This window comes from Wolbachia endosymbiont (group A) of Sphaerophoria taeniata (assembly GCF_947250735.1).
GTDB lineage: Bacteria > Pseudomonadota > Alphaproteobacteria > Rickettsiales > Anaplasmataceae > Wolbachia.
The window spans coordinates 1,016,454-1,036,423 of the sequence record NZ_OX366344.1; the positions used below are offsets into that span (position 1 = coordinate 1,016,454).

The window sequence follows — 19,970 nt, forward strand, 5'->3', positions numbered from 1 at the left end:
ATGTAGCCTGATGAATAATTCTTTAAACGCAAAAACGACTTTAAACATTGACGGGAAGTCATACAACTATTTTAGCCTAAATAGTGCTAGTGAATTTTTAGGAATAGATGTAACTAAATTGCCCTGCTCACTTAAGGTTCTGCTTGAAAATTTATTGCGCAATGAAGATGGAGTAAACGTAAAGCTGGATGATATAAAAATACTAGCAAGTTGCATTAATAAACACGCTAATCATGAAATTAGCTACAAGCCAGCAAGGGTGTTGATGCAAGATTTTACAGGGGTTCCTGCTGTCGTCGATTTAGCTTCTATGCTGAGTTATGTCAAGAAAAATGGAGGCGATCCAAGCAGCATAAATCCGTCTGTGCCCGTTGATCTTGTGATCGACCATTCTGTTCAAGTAGATAGTTATGGAAGTGTTTCCGCATTCAGTAAGAATGTTGAGCTAGAAGTAAAAAGAAATTTGGAGAGATATCAATTCTTAAAGTGGGGAGAATCATCCTTCACAAATTTTAGAGTAGTACCGCCAGGTACTGGAATTTGCCACCAAGTGAATCTTGAGTATTTAGCGCAAGTTGTATGTAATAAGGATGGAGTTTTGTATCCTGATACTTTGGTTGGTACGGATAGCCATACTACGATGGTTAACGGGTTATCAGTCCTTGGTTGGGGTGTTGGAGGCATAGAAGCTGAGTCTGTGATGCTTGGTCAACCAATTAGTATGGTGATTCCAGAAGTAGTTGGATTTAAATTAATTGGCAGACTGCCGGAAGGAGTAACTGCGACTGATTTAGTGCTGACGGTTACCAATATCCTAAGAACAAAGGGTGTTGTTGGTAAGTTTGTAGAATTTTATGGTGATGGTTTAGATTATTTATCTTTGGCAGATAGGGCAACTATAGCAAACATGGCCCCAGAGTATGGCGCAACTTGTGGATTTTTTCCAATTGATCAGAAAACGCTAGATTATTTAAGCTTAACCGGAAGGCCAGAAAAGCTAGTTGAGGCTTATGCGAAAGAGCAAGGATTGTGGCGTGGCAATAATGAGTTAGCATTTTTTGACACACTAGAGCTTGATTTATCAAGCGTGAAGCCAGTAATGGCTGGTCCCAAAAGACCACAAGATAAGGTTTTTCTTTCACAAGTGGCAGAGTCTTTTTCTAAATCATTTTCAGTTAACGAATCAAAGGAAAGTGATAAGCTTCAAGATGGAAGTGTAGTTATTGCAGCAATAACAAGCTGCACTAACACCTCAAATCCAAGTGTAATGATTGCTGCAGGTCTTGTAGCTCGTAATGCAATTAAACTTGGATTAAAATCAAAGCCTTGGGTTAAAACTTCTCTTGCTCCAGGGTCACAAGTTGTAACAGAATATTTAGAAAAGTCTGGATTGCAGGTAGATCTAAATGCTTTGGGTTTTAATCTAGTTGGATATGGTTGCACAACTTGCATTGGGAATTCTGGTCCACTTAATAAAGATATAGAAGATGGCATTAAAAACAAAAATTTAACTGTTGCTGCAGTTTTATCTGGTAATCGTAACTTTGAAGGAAGAATTCATCCGTTAGTCAAAGCTAATTACTTGGCATCTCCGCCACTTGTTGTTGCATATGCACTTGCTGGTACTGTGCAAACTGATTTGACAAAAGATTCAATATGCAAAGATAAGAATGGAAATGATGTCTATCTCAAAGATATATGGCCAACAAACAATGAAATCGAAGATTGTGTTAAAAATGTGGTAACACGTGAGATGTTTATACAAAAGTATAAGGATGTTTTTTCTGGTGATGAACATTGGCGAAAGATAAAGTGTGAAAAAAGTGAAATCTATAATTGGGATGCAAACAGCACTTACATACAAGATCCGCCCTATTTTGATAATTTATCACCTAAAAATAATAAAGATAAAACAATCGATATAAAAGGTGCACAAATATTGGCAATGTTTGGCGATAGCGTAACCACTGATCACATTTCCCCTGCTGGAAATATTGCCTCAAGTAGTCCTGCAGGTATATATTTAAAAAATCTTGGAATTGAGCCACAGGACTTTAATTCGTATGGGTCTCGTCGTGGTAACCACAATGTAATGATGCGTGGGACTTTTGCTAACATTAGAATAAAAAATGAAATGGTAAGCATCGAAGGCGGCTATACAAAATATATTCCTTCTCAAGAAACTATGTCGATTTTTGATGCAGCAATGCGCTACAAAGAAAGTAATGTTCCTCTCATCATTGTGGCAGGAAAGGAGTATGGCACAGGTTCAAGTAGGGATTGGGCAGCAAAAGGTACTTTATTGTTGGGGATTAAAGTTGTAATTGCAGAAAGCTTTGAGCGTATACATAGGTCCAACTTGGTCGGCATGGGTGTTCTTCCACTTATATTCCAAAATGGAATAACCAGAAAGATATTTGATGGTAGTGAGATAATAAGCATAAAAGGTGAAATAGTGCCAAGTGGAAATTTAGAATGTATCATCAAAAGAAAGGATAGTTCAAAGCAATCAATTCAACTCAAATGCTGTGTACAAACCGCAACTGAGATTAAATACTTAATGCATGGCGGAGTGTTAAGCTACATACTTGCACAATCCTTTTAAAGTTATTGCATGGACTTCTTTTAGCCAGCCCTGGCTCTTTTATAAATAATAATTTATTCTACGCGAAGTTATGATATAATTTTACCTTACATATAGTAAAGGTGTTTTATAGATAATTATGATTACCTCTATACAAGAACCTAATGAACTCAGAAAACGTTTACAAGGATTTTATCGTACTGATGAAAAGAGTTATATACGTTATCTTGTAGAAAAAGCAGAGCTTTCAGCTGATTCAAAAAGTAGAATTTATAATATTGCAAAACAAGTTATTGAAAAAATCAAACACAATAAATTAAGTATTGTAGATTCCTTTATGCAGCAATACTCGCTTTCCAATGATGAAGGAATAGCATTGATGTGCCTTGCTGAATCGCTACTTAGAATACCAGATGATTATACAATAGACGAAATAATCAAAGATAAAATTGCCAATCAGGAATGGAATAAATATTTAGGGCACTCTTCTTCGTTGTTTGTCAATGCTTCCACATGGAGCTTGATGATAGGTAGCAGTATATTGAGAGATAATGAAGGCGATTCGAAGTTCTATTACGCAATTTCTAAGTTACTTAAGAATTTAGGAGAACCGATCATTCGCAAAGCAGTAAAACAAGCAATGTCTATGCTTGGTAATCATTTTGTTGTTGGAGAAACCATAGAAGAAGCTTTAAGGTATGCAAAACTAGATGACAATAGTAAGTTTTTATACTCTTTTGATATGCTTGGCGAAGCTGCTCACACAGCTGAAGATGCAGAAGAGTATTTTAATTCATACATGCACTCAATAAAAGCTATAGGTGAATCCACTGAAATAAATGATTGTTTTAAATCGCATGGAATTTCAATCAAATTGTCTGCGTTACATCCACGTTATGAATTTGGTCAATTCGATAATATAGCTGAAGAGTTGAGAGCTAAACTGCTAGAGCTTTGTCATGAAGCAAAAAAATACAACATTTCATTATGCATAGATGCAGAAGAAACAGAAAGGCTTGAAATGTCCTTAATCTTGTTTGAACAATTACGGCTTGATGAATCACTTTCTGAGTGGGAAGGGCTTGGCTTGGCTGTACAAGCATATCAAAAACGTGCTTTGTCTGTTCTTGACTTTGTAGAGGATGTTGCTATTCGATCAAATCATAAAATTATGGTCAGACTTGTAAAAGGTGCATATTGGGATTCAGAAATCAAGCGTACGCAAGAATTGGGATTAAATGATTACTCAGTATTTACAAGAAAAAGCTATACTGACGTATCTTACCTCGCGTGCGCACAGAAACTTTTGAGTAAACCAAACAGCTTTTACCCATGCTTTGGAACTCATAACGCCTATACTTTTGCTTCTATCATGGAACTTGCTGATAAAAACCACCCTGGATTTGAATTTCAACGCTTACATGGAATGGCAAAAGACTTATATGATTATGCAATGTCAGAGCTTGCAACAAATGTTAGCTGTCGTGTCTACGCACCCGTTGGGGAACATAGTGACTTGTTGCCTTATCTTATAAGATGCCTTCTTGAAAATGGAGCTAATAGTTCATTTGTTAATCAAATAAATGATTCTAACGTTAAAATTGATGAGTTAATTTCAGATCCACTGGAAAAAGCTATAAATTTTAATTATGAACCTCATCCAGGCATTCCGTTACCACAAGATATTTTGGGACCAGAAAGAAAAAATTCTTTGGGAATGGATATTAGTGACTCGGTGATAGTCTCACAATTTGCAGATGATATAAAGAGCTTTAGTGAAAAAAAATGGCAAGTTGGGCCGATAATTGACGGACAGTCACTTTTTGATGATGCCAAATTTACTGAAGTGGTGAATCCTGCACATTTAGAAAATGTAATTGGAGAAGTGTCAAATACAACAAGTGCTCAAGTTTTAAACGCTCTTGAAATAGCACATAATGCTTTTACTGAATGGCAGAATGTTTCAGCAGAAAAGCGCGCTAAATGCCTTGAAAAAGCTGCAGATTTGCTTGAAGAAAGGATGAAAGAGTTGATTTACATTCTGATCGTAGAAGCAGGAAAAATTTTATCTGATGCAATAGCGGAAGTAAGAGAGGCAGTGGATTTCTTACGTTACTACGCAACGATAGCAAAAAATGAACTGAGCGACTGGAAAAAATTGCCAGGTCCAACGGGTGAAGATAACTTCATCTTTTTTGAAGGCAGAGGAGTTTTCCTGTGTATATCACCATGGAATTTTCCACTTGCTATCTTCATTGGGCAGGTTTCAGCTGCACTTGCAGCAGGTAATGCGGTGCTGGCAAAACCGGCAGAGCAAACGCCGATTATTGCCTACGAAGCTGTTAAGATACTACATGAAGCTGGGATACCAAAAAATGTGTTACACCTCATTCCTGGGGATGGTGGATATTTAGGCAAAATATTAGTTCCAGACAATAGAATTGCTGGAGTAGCTTTTACTGGCTCAACACAAACTGCTCAAATAATTAATAAAATGCTTGCGGATAGGGATGGTCCTATTGTACCGCTTATTGCTGAAACAGGAGGGCTCAATGCTATGATTGTTGATAGCTCCGCTCTCTTAGAGCAAGTGACTACAGATGTTGTACTTTCTGCGTTTCGCAGTGCCGGCCAACGCTGTTCTGCACTTAGAGTGCTGTTTATTCAAGAGGACATAGCAGAGAAGCAGATAAAAATGATATGTGGTGCAGCGCAAGAACTCAAGATTGGTGACCCAATACAACTTAGTACTGATATTGGTCCAATAATTGACAAAGCATCTATCGATATGCTAACTCAACATACGCAAAAAATGTCAGAGGACGAAGATTCAAATCTGTTATTTAAAGTACCCATGGATACAAATTCTCATAATGGTTATTTCTTTCCTCCATATATTTATGAGATACAAAAAATTTCGCAATTAAAGCAAGAAGTATTTGGTCCTATTTTGCATATCATACGTTTTAACAAGTCACAATTAAATGAAGTTATAAGTGATATAAACAATACAGGATATGGGCTTACATTTTCTTTGCAGAGCCGTATACAAAATCAGATCGATTTAATAAGCAAAAAAATATCAGTTGGAAATGTCTACATCAACCGTAACCAGATAGGTGCAGCAGTTGGGATACAACCATTTGGTGGTAGAGGACTATCTGGCACCGGGCCAAAAGCTGGTGGTCCTCATTATTTACAGCGTTTTTCTACAGAAAAAGTTGTAAGTGTTAACACTACAGCATTCGGTGGTAACACTACACTTATGTGTTTGGATTAATTTGCGGGCCCTAATTTTTCTCCTATCTTACCCCTAAGCTAGACGTTCGTGCAGTTATGTACACAGCGCTAAGATCCGAAAAGGACCAGCTTATGCACTGAAATAAAGCGGCTCCAAAGGAAGTCTTATCTTTAAACAAAAGAAAAAAGCTGCTATAATCTGAATAAAAGCATTATAAATGAAATGAATGTGAAAAATATCTTATTAGCGCTTTTAGTACAAACGGTATTCAGTTTGCCGCTATTTGCAGCTGATCCTGTTTTGCTCAACTGCATTGAAACTCCAGAAATATATGACCTTGATGCAAGGCCAAAAAATTTTAGCTCTTCAAACAATTTAAGAAGGAAAGCTGGTTCTCCAAATAGTGCAATAGGAGAATTAATACACATAGTGGGTAGAATTACTGATATAAACTGTTTACCAATACAAAATGCTGTAGTTTCTATATGGCACGCGAATTCACGCGGCGTGAACCATTACGATGAGAATATAGAGGATAATCAACTCGATCCGAATTTTGCTGGATCAGGAAGGTTTGTAGTGAATAATCTTGGCTATTATAATTTTATTACGATAGCACCTGGTAAAATTGGTGAGAGAGCTCCACATATTAACTTTCTAGTTCAACATCCAGATTTTCCAGAATTCACAACGCAAATGTTTTTTGCTGACCATAATTGCGATAATTGTGCTGATCCTGTTATTGGAGATTTTGTTAGTAATGGTCTTGCAAGCCTTCTCATAACACCATTTACTTACAGTGATCAGGTCATAAAAACCTATACGTTTAACATTACCTTGGGTGGATATAATAAGTTCTCTAATAAAAGATAAAAACCCTTGCATGTAAGGTAGTCCATAGTAAACTTAAATGTTATTGTACTTAGGATGTATATGAAAAATATCTTACTGATGTTTTTGCTATGTTTTATGTACAGTTTACAATTATTTGCAACGGAGATGCCAGCAATGAAAATAACAATTTCTAAAATTTCGCCCGATTTTAAAACAATAGTAATGGGTTTATTTGAGGACAACGAAACCGTAAATGATGGCGGAGTTTTGCAAGGAAAACAGATCATAGATAATATAAAGCAATTTAGCGATTTTAATGGAAGCTTTGGTGAATTTTCTTCTACCATTTTACCAGAAGGAAAAAACGTTGTAGTTGTTGGACTTGGTAAGAAGGATGAATGGAATGAAAATAAAGAATTAAATATTGGTGGTAAAATATATTGTGAGCTAAGCAGATTAAAAATTAAGAAAGCAGCGATTTTAATCGAAGGTAGTGCAGCAAATGTTGCATATGGTGCGTTTCTGCGTAGTTTTAAGTTTGATAAGTATAAAACTAAAAAGGATGAGAAAATTACAGAGGTAGAGGAAATTACCGTATTAGTAAAAGATGAGCAATTAAGTAATGCTGAAAGATCATTTGAGCACTTAAGGCAAGAAGGTGAGAGTATATTCCTTGCGCGCTCTTTTATAACAGAGCCTCCTAACATTCTATATCCAGAATCCTATGCTGATCATATAAAAAAAGAGCTTACTAAGCTTGGTCTTGAAATCGAAGTGCTTGATAAAAAGCAGATGGAAGAGAAAAAAATGGGAGCCTTGCTTGGAGTCGCACAAGGAAGTAGTAAAGAACCAAAATTAGTAGTGATAAAATGGAATGGGGCTTCTAAAGAACAAAAGCCAATAGCTTTTGTTGGTAAAGGTATAACGTTTGACACTGGTGGAGTATCACTCAAACCTTCACGTGGTATGGAGTCGATGAAATATGACATGGCAGGCTCTGCTGCTGTAGTTGGGGTGATGCATGCTTTAGCAGGACGAAAAGCAAAAGTAAATGCAATCGGCGTGGTTGCACTTGCAGAGAATGCAGTTGGTGGTAATGCTCAAAGGCCGAGTGATGTAGTAACTTCAATGTCTGGACAGACGATAGAAGTGTTGAACACCGATGCAGAAGGAAGGCTCATACTTGCAGATGCTTTATGGTATACGCAAGACAGATTCTCACCAAAATTTATGATTGATCTTGCAACTTTAACTGGTGCTATAGTGGTTGCACTTGGAAATAACGAATATGCTGGTCTTTTTTCAAATAATGATGAATTAGCAAACCGTCTGATTGATGCAGGAAATGAAGTAAGTGAGAAGTTATGGCGTTTTCCTATGAATGAAACTTATGACAAAATTATTGATTCACCGATTGCTGATGTTCAAAACATCGCTCCTGCAGGCTCTGGTGGAGATAGCATAATGGCTGCACAGTTTTTACAGCGTTTTGTGAATGAAACTTGCTGGGCACATTTAGATATCGCAGGCACTGCTTGGTACGAAAAAGGTACTGACATTTGTCCAAGAGGAGCAGTAGGTTTTGGTGTAAGGTTACTTAATAAGTTGGTTAAAAAGTACTACGAAGCCAATGATTAAAGGTCTTTATACTGGATTTATGGCTTGACTCACAGCTACATGAACGTTTATTTTCGAGGCGCAGCAAATGAAAGTAGCTGATGCATATTTCTTTTTTTCTGGTCAAGCACTGGAATGATATCAAGGAGTAACTTTTTATTTAAACAATGATTATAATAAGAGATCTATTGAAATTTTAAAGTTATTAAATATTGACGCTATATACTTAAGTGTTAAAATAGAATGAAAAGTTTTTAGGAGTTTATATGGCAGTAGGTGGGAAAGCAAAGACAGCTAGTAAAAATAACCCTACTCAGCGTAAGAAGGCCGAGCAAAAAATGTATAAAGATAAACCGGTAAAACCTGTTAGATATATAGATCGTGACTCGCGCATGAATTATATGTCTGCTCAATATGACAACGGCAATCTGGTTGAAGATGAGGTAAGCGGCAATCCTATAAAGTGGGAAGCTGTATAATAGTTGTGGTTAAAGTTACTATTAATTCTAAGGAATGTGAAGTAGAGCATGGGCTCACTATAATTCAAGCTTGTGAAGTCGTGGGCGTTGAAATTCCACGTTTTTGTTATCATGAGCGTTTAGCAATTGCTGGTAACTGCAGAATGTGTTTGGTTGAAGTTGAGGGTGGGCCTCCAAAACCAGTAGCCTCTTGTGCAATGCCAGTTGCAGAAGGGATGGTTATTCACACTGATACCCCTAAGGTTAAAAAAGCACGTGAAGGTGTGCTTGAGTTTTTGCTAATTAACCACCCGCTTGATTGCCCAATTTGCGATCAAGGTGGTGAATGCGATTTGCAAGATATCACGATGGCTTATGGGAAAGGAACCAGCAGACTTGATGAGCATAAGAGGGCTGTGCCAAAAAAACACTTCGGACCACTGATTGAGACTGCGACGAATCGATGCATTCATTGCACTCGGTGTGTTAGATTTTTGTCTGATGTTGCAGGTACAAATGAACTTGGAGGAATCGGAAGGGGAGAAAATGTAGAGATTAGCACTTACATAAAAAGGCATATTAGTTCTGAATTATCTGGAAACATCATAGATCTCTGCCCGGTAGGGGCTTTAACTTCAAAGCCTTACTCCTTTACAGCGCGTCCATGGGAGCTATCACATTGTGAGACTATAGATGTGCTAGATGCTGTGGGAAGTAGCATTAGAGTTGATTATCGTGGCCTGGAAGTTATGCGAATATTACCAAGACTGAGCGAAGAGGTAAATGAAGAATGGATATCAGATAAAACCCGCTTTGCCTATGATGGACTAAAAGTTCAGCGTCTTGATCAACCTTATGTAAAAAAAGATGGTAAATTAGCCCCAGTTGATTGGAATGAAGCATTAACTATTGCTGCAAAGAAATTAAAGAATACAAAATCAAATAAAATAGCTGCAATTGCAGGTGATTTAGCAGATTGTGAGTCTATGCTTCTACTCAAAGAAGTGATGCAGAAGCTCGGCTCGGGGAATATAGACTGCAGGCAAGATGGTGCAAAGCTTATACCAAGTAATCGCGGATCTTATGTGTTCAATACCACTACCCAGGGTATAGAGAATGCAGATTTGTGTCTGCTTATAAATACAAATCCAAGGATAGAAGCACCGATCATTAATGTAAGATTGAGAAAGAGATATTTACAGGGCAACTTTCCTATTGCAAGTGTTGGTCCTAACATTGAATATTTGTATCATGTTGAGAAATTGGGCGATAATCCTGATATTTTGAGTGAAATAGCAAATGGAAATCATAAATTCTGTGAGCTGCTGGTAGTTGCTCAAAACCCTATGCTGATCATTGGTCAAGATTCATTAGTAAGAGATGATTCTGAATCAGTTCTAGTTCTAGCTGGCAAAATTGCAGAAAAATTTAACATGGTCAGAGATGACTGGAATGGCTTTAATGTGCTGCATAAAGCTGCAGCAAGAGTCGGTGGTCTGGACGTTGAGTTTGTTCCTGAAAAAGGTGGAAAAGACACTAATCAGATACTGGAAAATGCAGAAAGTGGTGACATAGAAGTGGTTTATCTTCTTGGTGCAGATGAAATTGATACATCAAAATTAGAAAATACATTTGTAATTTATCAAGGTCATCACGGTGATAAGGGTGCACATGTGGCAGATGTTATCTTGCCTGGTGCTGCATATACAGAAAAACATGCAACTTATGTGAATACTGAAGGTCGAGTGCAAAGAACAAATTTAGCTGTATTTCCTCCAGGTGAAGCAAAGGAGGATTGGTTAATTATTAAAAATCTTTCACAATATTTAGACCTTTCTTTACCGTATGATAGTTTATTTGATGTGAGAAAAAAATTAGATACTATCGGTCCACAGTTTAGAAATGCCGATCAAGTGGTAAAAAACACATGGGTGCCAATTAGCAATGATGGGATAAGCTTAAGTAATACACCTTTCACTTTAAAGGAGTGTAATTTTTATATGACGGATTCAATAAGTCGCGCTTCAAAAATAATGGCAGATTGTACTAAAGCTTTTTATGAACACGCTAGTTAATATTTTATTTATTTTAGTACCGCTACTACTTTCAGTTGCGTACTTGGTATACTTTGAGCGTAAGGTTATTGGTGCAATTCAACTGAGACACGGCCCAAGTGTAGTTGGACCTTTTGGGCTATTGCAGCCATTTGCAGATGCTATTAAGCTACTGATTAAAGAGCCGATAATACCATTTAGAGCGAGCACCATACTGTTCATTATGGCCCCAATGCTTACCTTTATCTTGGCATTAATTGCCTGGGCAGTTATACCGTTTGGTGCTGAAGTAATTGTAGAAAATGGCCAGCAAGTAGTGATTCCTAAGGTTATAGCAAATATTAATGTTGGAGTGCTTTATGTGCTAGCTATATCGTCGCTGGGAGTATACGGCGTAATTATTGCAGGCTGGTCAAGCAATTCTAATTATGCATTTCTTGGCGCTATACGGTCGGCTGCTCAGATGATTTCATATGAAGTTTCAATAGGCTTAATAGTTGCTACAGTTGTTGTTACAACTGGTACGTTGAACCTTGGAGAGATGGTAGTAGCGAAACACAACATGCCATTTTGGGTTGATTTGCTACTAATGCCTATAGGAATAATATTTTTTATTTCTTTGCTTGCAGAAACTAATCGTCACCCATTTGATTTACCAGAAGCTGAAGCAGAGCTTGTCTCTGGATATAACGTTGAATATTCATCCATGCCTTTTGCCCTCTTTTTTCTTGGAGAATATGCAAATATGATTCTAGCAAGTGCTATGATGACGATATTCTTTCTAGGAGGATGGTATCCGCCGCTGGAGTTCAGTTTACTTTACAAAATTCCAGGTTTGATTTGGTTCGTTTTGAAGATAGTTATACTTTTGTTCGTATTTATTTGGATTAGAGCAACAATACCTCGTTATCGATATGATCAGCTAATGCGTCTTGGTTGGAAAGTGTTTCTGCCAATATCGGTGCTTTGGGTGGTACTCATTTCAGGAGTGTTGCTCTTTACTGGGAATTTACCTGGGTCCAATGTTTAATTTTCCAAATACAAGATTAAGGCGCAGGCGCTCGAGCAAATGGGTTCGCAATTTAACAAGTGAAAATAGTCTATCAGTAAATGATCTGGTTCTTCCTCTGTTTGTTCACGACAGAAAAGAAACAACTGAACCAATTTCTGGCTTACCAGGCGTAAAGTGTTATTCAATAGATGGATTAGTGTCTATAGTTAAGGAAGCTAAAGATTTAGGAATTAATGCTGTTGCAATTTTTCCTGTAGTTGATAGTAAACTAAAATCTGAAAACGCTGAGGGAGCATATAATTCTGACAACTTAATCTGCAAAGCAATCCGTGCTGTAAAATTAAAGATACCTGAAATTGGTATTATTGCAGACGTTGCACTGGATCCATACACTATTCATGGCCATGACGGCATTTTAAAAGATAATCAGATGGATGTAGAAAACGATGAAACTATATCAGTACTGTGTAAGCAAGCACTTGCTTTAGCGAAGGCAGGATGTGATATAGTTGCTCCTTCTGATATGATGGATGGTAGAATAGGAAGAATCAGAAAATCATTAGATGATAATAACTTTCAAGACGTATTAATATTATCTTATGCGGTGAAATATTGCTCTAGCTTCTATGCTCCATTCAGGCAAGTCGTTGGTTCATGTGGGCTATCACATTCTATAGACAAAAGTGGTTATCAAATGGATTATAAAAATGCGCACGAAGCAATGTGCGAAATTGAAATGGATATAAATGAAGGTGCAGATTTTATTATGATGAAACCAGGTATGCCATATTTGGATATTATCAAAACAGCAAGTGATAAGTTTAATTTTCCGATTTTTGCTTACCAAGTAAGCGGTGAGTACGCAATGATAAAAGCTGCTGCAAATAATGGCTGGCTAAATTATGACAAGGTGATTTATGAATCTTTGATTGGTTTCAAACGTGCGGGTGCAAGTGCAATATTCACTTACGCTGCACTTGATATTGCAAAAAATTTAAGTGCACAAGCCCTATAAAATTACTAAATTTTTGGCGCATGTTCTTCTACTGTTGCTGCATATTACCTAAAATTTTCCAATACATGTTTTAAGTTATTGATAAGTCCGTTACAATACAGTATTATAAATAATATAAACCAAGTGTTACTTAGAGCATGGGGATTTTTTTTGAATTTTTGGGAAAGATGCTAGGTAAGGTTTTTCCTGCCAAAACAGTAAGCTCTTTTTTGGGAATAGGATATTTACCAGGTTGGCAGAACTATTGGTCTTCTTTTTTAATATTATTTATTGTCGATGTTATATTGATTTTTACATATGGAGGCGAATATTTACTATATAAAATGCCAAATTCAGGAATAGTTGTAGCTGCTGTTTTTACAAAATTGGCAATAGTTATGTTAGTAATACAATTAATTGGAATATTTATTTTTCATGCTCAGGACCCTTCAGCAAACAGTGGTGAAGAAATAGTAATACAAATAGCGTCAGGGCAAGTATTGACTGTAGCACTTTCAATGCCAGCAATAATGTCAATTTATTATACTGTAAGTAAACTCTATGGGAGTATATGTAAGCAGATGTTTCAATGCCCATTTTGGTTTAATGATTTTATGCACTTTTTCTTTTTTCTTATGATACCTTACGTATTTTTTAATGTCGTAGAAGTGATAAAACCATGGCCAATAAGTTCAATACAACTCAGCTATAATAATGCAATTTCAATTACATTTGAGGGGATTTTTCACACATTTTATGCGGTGATTTTACTGTATTTAACAGCATTTATATTCTGCGATTTAACTATGCATGATGCAATTGTCCTAAATAAAAGCATAATTCAGTATGTGAGGGAAAGTTCAGCAGTTTTAGGTGATTATTTACATAGTGCTGCAAAAAAAATAAATATTGAATAGTACTTATTTATTTATATATTTAGTATAAAAAGTGTGCAATTTGTGTGAATTTACAAAGTATAATAAAAGAGTTGCAAGATTTTTGGGCTGGTGAAGGGTGCGTTATACTTCACCCATACACATCTGAAGTTGGTGCTGGTACATTACATCCTGCAACAATTATGTCTGCAATTGATACAAAACCGACAAAAATTGCATATCTACAACCAGTAATTAGGCCAGCAGATGGACGCTATAGTGATAATCCTAATCGCTTGTATCAACATCACCAATATCAAGTTATAATAAAGCCATCTGGTAATAATTTACAAAACGTCTATTTAGATAGCTTAAAAGCTCTTGGCATATCTACAGAAAAATATGATATTAAGTTTGTTGAAGATGATTGGGAAAACCCAAGTGTTGGTGCATCAGGACTTGGATGGGAAGTTACATGCAATGGAATGGAAGTAACACAGCTTACTTATATACAGCAAGTTGGAGGGATTGACTGCAAGATGATTCCTGGTGAGGTGGCATATGGGTTGGAACGTTTAGCAATGTGCATACAAGGTGTAGATAATGTTTACGATATAACTTGGAACGATAACGGTGTAACTTACGGAGATATTTTTAAACAAAGAGAATATGAATTTTCTTATTTAGCGTTAGATTATTATGATACTAAAGTGGTACAGCAGCAATTTGAAGATACGGAAAAATTATGTAAGTTCCTTATTGAAAAGGAGCTACCAATTGCAGCTTATGACCAATGTATTAAAACTAGTCACCTACTTAATCTGCTTGATGCAAGAGGTGTGCTTGGTGTCAATGAACGTACAGCGCATATTGGTAGAGTTAGAGAGCTGACAAAAAAATGTTGCGAATTGTACATGAGTAAATAGCGTATGTCGTTGCAGTTGTTATTTGAGTGCCTTTCAGAAGAAATACCATCGAGAATGCAGAATGTAGCTGCAACTCAAGTTAAGAGCTGTATTGCCAATGTTTTTAACAAAAATAATGTAAAATTTACATCAATGGAGGTTTTTGTAACGGCACGTCGCATTACCCTATTTGTTGACAACATAAATGCTTTGGAGCTAAAGGATTCCAATAACGAAGTTAAGGGACCAAACATTAACGCACCAAAAAGTGCTATCGAAGGTTTTTTAAGAAAATATCAGAAAAATGAAGAAGATTTGCTCGTTCGAAAAGTAAATAATGAGGATTTTTACTTCATTAAAAGAGAAAGCTGCTCATTTAACATCAGAGAATTCCTCAAAAATCAACTGGAGGAAATGCTCAAAAACTTTTCTTGGTTGAAGAGCATGAGATGGGGCGAAGGAAAAGAAAGGTGGGTTAGGCCAATTAAAAACATTTTATGCATTTTAAATGACGAAATAATACCTGTGTCTTTTGCAGGGATCACAGCATCTAACACAACATATGGCCATCGATTTCTCTCAAGTGATGCGACGTTAACTATTAAAGCACCTAAAGACTATTTTGAATTGCTAGAAAAAAACAGCGTAATTCTCCAGCTGGACAAAAGAAAGCAATTTATACTAGATCAGATTAATAAATTCACAAAAGAGCAGAATTTACAACTTGAGAAAAATGATTATTTACTAAATGAATTGACAGGGCTTATAGAGTGGCCAATCGTACTGTTTGGTGAAGTGAATCAAGAAAAGTCATTTGGATTACCGAAGGAAGTAATTCTTAGTATAATTAATACGCAGCAAAAATATCTTGCTTTAAGTAATGGAAAGAGAATTTCACACTTTGTCACTGTTGTCAACGTCAACAATGGTGAAGTTGTTAAAGGACACGAAAGAATATTAGAAGCACGTCTTGCTGATGCACAATTTTTGATATCTCAGGACAAAAAGGAAGATCTGGATCATTATGTCAAAAAATTGGGTTCGATATTATTTCATGCTTTTCTTGGCAGCGTGGGGGAAAAGGTGAAGCGTATTACGTCTCTGTCAAAGTATATAGCTATATTTATTCCACATGCTTCGCTGATAAAAGTTGAACGTGCTGCATATTTGGCAAAAGCTGATTTGGCAACATCGATAGTAAGAGAGTTTCCAGAATTACAAGGAGTAATGGGTGGATATTATGCTTCTTATTTTCAAGAAGATAGAGAAATAGTGGAAGCTATAACTGAACACTATAAGCCAATCGGGCCAGAGCAGGAGTGTCCTAAATCCCCTTCAGCAATTGCTGTGTCAATTGCAGACAAAGTGGATAGCTTAGTTGGTTTAATTGCAGCAGGTGAGAAAATCTCTGGTTCGTATGATCAGTTTGGTTTGCGGAGAATGACAATTAGTATAATTAGAACAATACTTGAAAATAATTTGCATATTCCAATTAGGCTATTGATAGATAAGTCAGTATCTTTATATTCAAGGCTTCTATTTAATGAAAATACAACGTCAGTTGATAAGCCAAATAGAAAACAAATTTCAGAACTAGTATTTAGATTTTGCTTAGAAAGATTCAAGGTTATTTTAAAAAATAGAGATATAAGGCAAGATGTCGTAGATTCAATACTATATAAAATCGATATTAATGATCTGCTGACAGCAGAAAAGCAAACTGTTATATTGGATCGTTATCTTAGTACGCCAGAAGGTGAACAGATTCTAAGCACTTACAAAAGAGTCAGTAACATGATGAGCAAAGTAAGGAAAAGTGATGGCACTACTTATAGTGCATCTTACGGTAAGAGATTTTTGATTGAAAATGAAGAAATTGCGCTATCAAATTGTGCTATAACTGCTTGTAAAAACATAAAACAAGCGATAAAAAATAACCACTTTAATGCAGCGCTTGATGAACTTGCTGGTTTTGCTCCGTTTATCAATCAGTTTATGGACAGTGTAAAGATTAACTGTGATTCTGATAAGCTGAGAAGAAACAGATTATCTTTGCTTGAAAATGTAGTTTCCGTCTTTCATTTAGTAGCAGATTTTAACCTCATACAAGTCAAGTAATGGATAAATGTTCAAGCAATATAAAGAACAGATAAAATTATCTCCGCAGTCTTGTGGTGTGTATAAGATGATTGGAGATAAGGATAAAGTTTTATACATTGGTAAAGCAAAAAACTTGAAATCGAGATTATCTGACTACCTTCAATTCGAAAACCTTTCTGAACGAATTAGAGTTATGCTCTCACAGGTTGTTAAGGTTGAAATATTCATCACTGAGAATGAAATCGAAGCACTGCTTCTTGAAGCACAGTTAATAAAATCATTGAAACCACTTTATAATATTGTGCTCAAGGATGGAAAATTTTATCCTTATATAACAATTTCCAAGCACGATTATCCAAGAATAGCAAAATATAGAGGCAAATTTAAGAAGAATGAGTTTCATTATTATGGTCCCTTTACATCTGCCGCTGCTGTTAAGCAAACTATATTGTCATTGCAAAAAGCTTTTCTCCTAAGAGTATGTTCAGATCAATACTTTTCCTCAACAAAAAGACCATGTATTGAATATCAAATTAAGCGCTGCTCAGCACCATGCATAAACAAAATCACAAAAGACGACTACTGCCAATCAGTAAAACAGGCACGAAATACATTGCTTGGAAGAAATAAGGAAGTGAAAGAACAGTTACTTTTCACAATGAGAAAGTGCAGCAGTGAAGAAAACTATGAGCTTGCTGCTATATATAGAGATCGGGTAAAGTTTCTTGAGCAAATTCAAATACAGCACACGGATTTTTCTTTTGAAAAAGATGCAGATTTCTTCAGTATTGTACGTGAAGAGGATCTAGCATGTATTAGTGTGTTATCGTTCAGAAATAAAGACAACTACGGCAGCACTCCTTACTTTGCCGAGAACTGTGGTGATCACTCAAATGATGAAATTTTATCCACCTTTTTGGTCAATTTTTATAATTCAGCTAACATACCTCCAATACAAATTTACGTTCCAGATTCTATTGTGGATAAGGAAATTATAGAACAAGCACTATATAAGGTTGCTCAAAAGCCAGTAAAAGTTCTGCATGCAAAGAATAAAAAAGAGCGTGATTTATTGAAATTTGTTTATGATAACTCTCAGCATAGCTTAGAGCAGAAACTTATCGATTATAGAAATAACCTAGAAAAGCTTGAGGAGCTTAGCAAAATCTTCTTGTTACCAAACATTCCAAAGCGTATTGAGGTTTATGACAATAGCCATATATTTGGAAATCAACAAATTGGTGTAATGGTTGTTGCAGGGCAGGAGGGTTTTTTAAAAAGTGAGTACAGAAAATTTACTATAAAGGAAAAATTTTCAGGCGATGACTATAAAATGATGAGGGAAGTGCTAACCAGACGTTTCTCCGGCAATATAAAAGGCATAATACCTGATTTTTTACTGATTGATGGTGGACCAGGACATGTTTCCATAGTACAGAATGTACTGGAAGTATTGAATATAAACGTTCCTTTTGCTTGTATGGCAAAAGGTCCTGATCGTAACGCAGGAAATGAAACATTTTATATGCTGGGCAGGGAAGAATTCAGTCTGGCAAATGACAGCAAAGTCATGCTTTACTTACAATTGCTGCGTAATGAAGCCCACCGTTTTGCGATAACTTCACATAGAAAAAAACGCGATAAACAGTTTATAGTTTCACAATTAAGCAAAATACCCGGCATTGGCAACAAAAGGAAAAAGGCGTTGATGTCTTATTTTGGTTCAGTGAAAAATATAAGCAAAGCTTCTCTGGCTGAAATTCAAAACGTACATGGAATTAGTAAAGGTTTAGCAGAAGTCATTCTTAAATACGTGAATTATAAGAGAGGAGTGCTCTTAACCTGACACATATGGCTTTTTGAATACTCCTAATGAACATATTTATAAATAAATATTTACTCTTCTTTTTTATTGTTTTTGGGTTTTTCTTGATCAACCATTTCTCCACCGATCTCTTTTATTTTTAGTATCAACGACTCTGGTACATACATGTCAATTACTTCTTCTGCTGTCACAAATAAAGCCTGATAAGAGTGTGAATTTATTATCCAATTAGGCAATATGTCTTCTGCTTTTATTTCAGAATGTTCCTCTTTTTTGCCATATTCTTTTTTGTCATATACTGTGTAGCAATATAAGTGCACAGCAAAAAATAATACATAAGAGAGCAATATTCCTTTAAGCACTCCGAGAAAGATTCCAGTAACTCTATCGATAAACCCCAACCTTATGGGTGATAATATGTACATTAGCCAGTTGTTTATTATCATGAATATAAGATTAAGTATAATAAATACAGAGATTGTAGAAAGTATGTTTAGTATAACTTTAGAATCAAAATATTTACTATAATTTGGAGTGAAAAAATCATAGTGATTAGCTGTCAGAAAAATTGATAAAAATAGAAACATTAGTGCGCATAGCTCTTTTATAAAACCTCTAGTTACCGAGATTATTACGCATAGAACAACAATGAAGATAATTAGGCTATCGAAAAGCATATTTTATATCTATATGGTTTTCAAGATATAATAGTTGTAAATAACAAGGTTGTAAAATTAATTGTATTTATGCTGCATCAATTGATCTAAATACCTAGCGATAATGTCAATTTCTAAATTCAGATAATCATTTATTTTGTTGTACTGAAAAGTTGTATTTTCCCATGTATAGGGAATTATATTTACTATAAATTCCTGATTAATAACTGAATTCACTGTGAGGGAAACCCCGTCTAGTGTAACGGAGCCTTTTTTTGCAACAAATTTAATTAATTCTTGTGGGCACGATAGTTTGATTTCATGAGAATCTAAATTTCGCTCAATTGTTAAAATTTTTACTATCCCATCAACATGACCCTGAACCAAGTGGCCATCGATTCTGTCGCTTAGCCGCATTGCTTGTTCTAGGTTTATTTTTTTTCCTATTCTCCACGTATTTAAGTTAGCAACCTTCATAGTTTCTTGAGACACTTGAACTGTGAATACATCGTTCAGTATGTTCACAACAGTTAAACATACACCAGAGCAAGCTATTGAATCTCCTTTGTTTATAGAGGGTAAATTTTGTGTTTTGATATGGAAAATTTGATCAGAGTTGGAGTGAGTGGTAGTATCAGTTATAGTCCCGATATCCGTGATAATTCCTTTAAACATATGGTGAAAATAAATAATTTTACCATGAAAAATTTTTTACAACAACTTACTTCTATTTTGTTATAGCTAAAGTAATTCTGGTTTACCAACGATTTAAAAAATGACAAATTCGTCATTCCGCTGCTTGTTAGTGGGATCTA

14 protein-coding genes are annotated in these 19,970 nt (G+C 35.8%); 12 read left to right on the plus strand and 2 right to left on the minus strand.

The genetic code is table 11. From position 1 onward, the window contains the following. Positions 1-10: 10 nt before the first annotated feature. The 12 genes from acnA (at position 11) to uvrC (ending at position 18,520) form a co-directional block, all read left to right on the plus strand. Complete coding sequence (gene acnA / locus OOK84_RS05085) at positions 11-2,605, plus strand: aconitate hydratase AcnA (protein ID WP_264731361.1); 2,595 nt, start codon at positions 11-13, stop codon at positions 2,603-2,605. A gap of 118 nt (positions 2,606-2,723) precedes the next feature. After that, positions 2,724-5,864 carry a bifunctional proline dehydrogenase/L-glutamate gamma-semialdehyde dehydrogenase PutA gene (putA, locus tag OOK84_RS05090; protein WP_264731364.1) on the plus strand — a complete coding sequence of 1,047 codons (3,141 nt, stop codon included), beginning with the start codon at positions 2,724-2,726 and terminating at the stop codon, positions 5,862-5,864. Between the two features lie 183 nt (positions 5,865-6,047). Next, positions 6,048-6,698 (plus strand): protocatechuate 3,4-dioxygenase, encoded by a 651-nt coding sequence (locus tag OOK84_RS05095; protein ID WP_264731366.1) that lies wholly within the window; start codon positions 6,048-6,050, stop codon positions 6,696-6,698. Positions 6,699-6,794: 96 nt separating this feature from the next. Beyond that, a complete protein-coding gene (locus tag OOK84_RS05100) occupies positions 6,795-8,297 on the plus strand; it encodes a leucyl aminopeptidase (protein ID WP_264732578.1) in 1,503 nt (500 codons plus the stop codon). A 245-nt stretch (positions 8,298-8,542) separates the two neighbouring features. Next, positions 8,543-8,755 carry a hypothetical protein gene (locus OOK84_RS05105; protein ID WP_006015760.1) on the plus strand — a complete coding sequence of 71 codons (213 nt, stop codon included), beginning with the start codon at positions 8,543-8,545 and terminating at the stop codon, positions 8,753-8,755. A 5-nt stretch (positions 8,756-8,760) separates the two neighbouring features. Beyond that, a complete protein-coding gene (nuoG, locus tag OOK84_RS05110; protein ID WP_264731369.1) occupies positions 8,761-10,809 on the plus strand; it encodes an NADH-quinone oxidoreductase subunit NuoG in 2,049 nt (682 codons plus the stop codon). Further along, the gene (gene nuoH, locus OOK84_RS05115; RefSeq protein WP_264687804.1) at positions 10,793-11,818 is read left to right on the plus strand and encodes an NADH-quinone oxidoreductase subunit NuoH; all 1,026 of its coding nucleotides are present in this window, start codon (positions 10,793-10,795) and stop codon (positions 11,816-11,818) included. Before nuoG ends, nuoH begins: the two co-directional genes overlap by 17 nt. Then, positions 11,811-12,815, plus strand: coding sequence for a porphobilinogen synthase (gene hemB, locus OOK84_RS05120; protein WP_264731371.1), 1,005 nt, complete (start codon positions 11,811-11,813; stop codon positions 12,813-12,815). The genes nuoH and hemB overlap by 8 nt, the downstream gene beginning before the upstream one ends. Positions 12,816-12,952: 137 nt before the next feature. Then, on the plus strand, positions 12,953-13,711 hold the full coding sequence (locus OOK84_RS05125; protein ID WP_253307312.1) for a phosphatidylglycerophosphatase: 759 nt from the start codon (positions 12,953-12,955) through the stop codon (positions 13,709-13,711). Positions 13,712-13,755: 44 nt separating this feature from the next. Continuing rightward, positions 13,756-14,595, plus strand: coding sequence for a glycine--tRNA ligase subunit alpha (locus OOK84_RS05130; RefSeq protein ID WP_253307313.1), 840 nt, complete (start codon positions 13,756-13,758; stop codon positions 14,593-14,595). A gap of 3 nt (positions 14,596-14,598) precedes the next feature. Next, a complete protein-coding gene (gene glyS / locus OOK84_RS05135) occupies positions 14,599-16,692 on the plus strand; it encodes a glycine--tRNA ligase subunit beta (protein ID WP_253307314.1) in 2,094 nt (697 codons plus the stop codon). A gap of 7 nt (positions 16,693-16,699) precedes the next feature. Next, positions 16,700-18,520, plus strand: coding sequence for an excinuclease ABC subunit UvrC (uvrC, locus tag OOK84_RS05140; protein WP_253307315.1), 1,821 nt, complete (start codon positions 16,700-16,702; stop codon positions 18,518-18,520). A 50-nt stretch (positions 18,521-18,570) separates the two neighbouring features. Here uvrC and OOK84_RS05145 read toward each other — a convergent pair whose 3' ends face one another. Continuing rightward, positions 18,571-19,176, minus strand: a complete 606-nt coding sequence (locus OOK84_RS05145) for a CvpA family protein (protein WP_253307316.1) — start codon at positions 19,174-19,176, stop codon at positions 18,571-18,573. Between the two features lie 57 nt (positions 19,177-19,233). Continuing rightward, positions 19,234-19,830, minus strand: coding sequence for a riboflavin synthase (locus OOK84_RS05150; RefSeq protein WP_264731374.1), 597 nt, complete (start codon positions 19,828-19,830; stop codon positions 19,234-19,236). Between the last annotated feature and the right edge of the window lie 140 nt (positions 19,831-19,970).

Bases quoted from the DNA above. Each gene is read 5' to 3' on its own strand.
- acnA (WP_264731361.1), top strand. From the start codon at position 11: ATGAATAATTCTTTAAACGCAAAAACGACTTTAAACATTGACGGGAAG.
- putA (WP_264731364.1), top strand. From the start codon at position 2,724: ATGATTACCTCTATACAAGAACCTAATGAACTCAGAAAACGTTTACAA.
- OOK84_RS05095 (WP_264731366.1), top strand. From the start codon at position 6,048: ATGAATGTGAAAAATATCTTATTAGCGCTTTTAGTACAAACGGTATTC.
- OOK84_RS05100 (WP_264732578.1), top strand. From the start codon at position 6,795: ATGTACAGTTTACAATTATTTGCAACGGAGATGCCAGCAATGAAAATA.
- OOK84_RS05105 (WP_006015760.1), top strand. From the start codon at position 8,543: ATGGCAGTAGGTGGGAAAGCAAAGACAGCTAGTAAAAATAACCCTACT.
- nuoH (WP_264687804.1), top strand. From the start codon at position 10,793: ATGAACACGCTAGTTAATATTTTATTTATTTTAGTACCGCTACTACTT.
- hemB (WP_264731371.1), top strand. From the start codon at position 11,811: ATGTTTAATTTTCCAAATACAAGATTAAGGCGCAGGCGCTCGAGCAAA.
- OOK84_RS05125 (WP_253307312.1), top strand. From the start codon at position 12,953: ATGGGGATTTTTTTTGAATTTTTGGGAAAGATGCTAGGTAAGGTTTTT.
- glyS (WP_253307314.1), top strand. From the start codon at position 14,599: ATGTCGTTGCAGTTGTTATTTGAGTGCCTTTCAGAAGAAATACCATCG.
- uvrC (WP_253307315.1), top strand. From the start codon at position 16,700: ATGTTCAAGCAATATAAAGAACAGATAAAATTATCTCCGCAGTCTTGT.
- OOK84_RS05145 (WP_253307316.1), bottom strand. From the start codon at position 19,176: ATGCTTTTCGATAGCCTAATTATCTTCATTGTTGTTCTATGCGTAATA.
- OOK84_RS05150 (WP_264731374.1), bottom strand. From the start codon at position 19,830: ATGTTTAAAGGAATTATCACGGATATCGGGACTATAACTGATACTACC.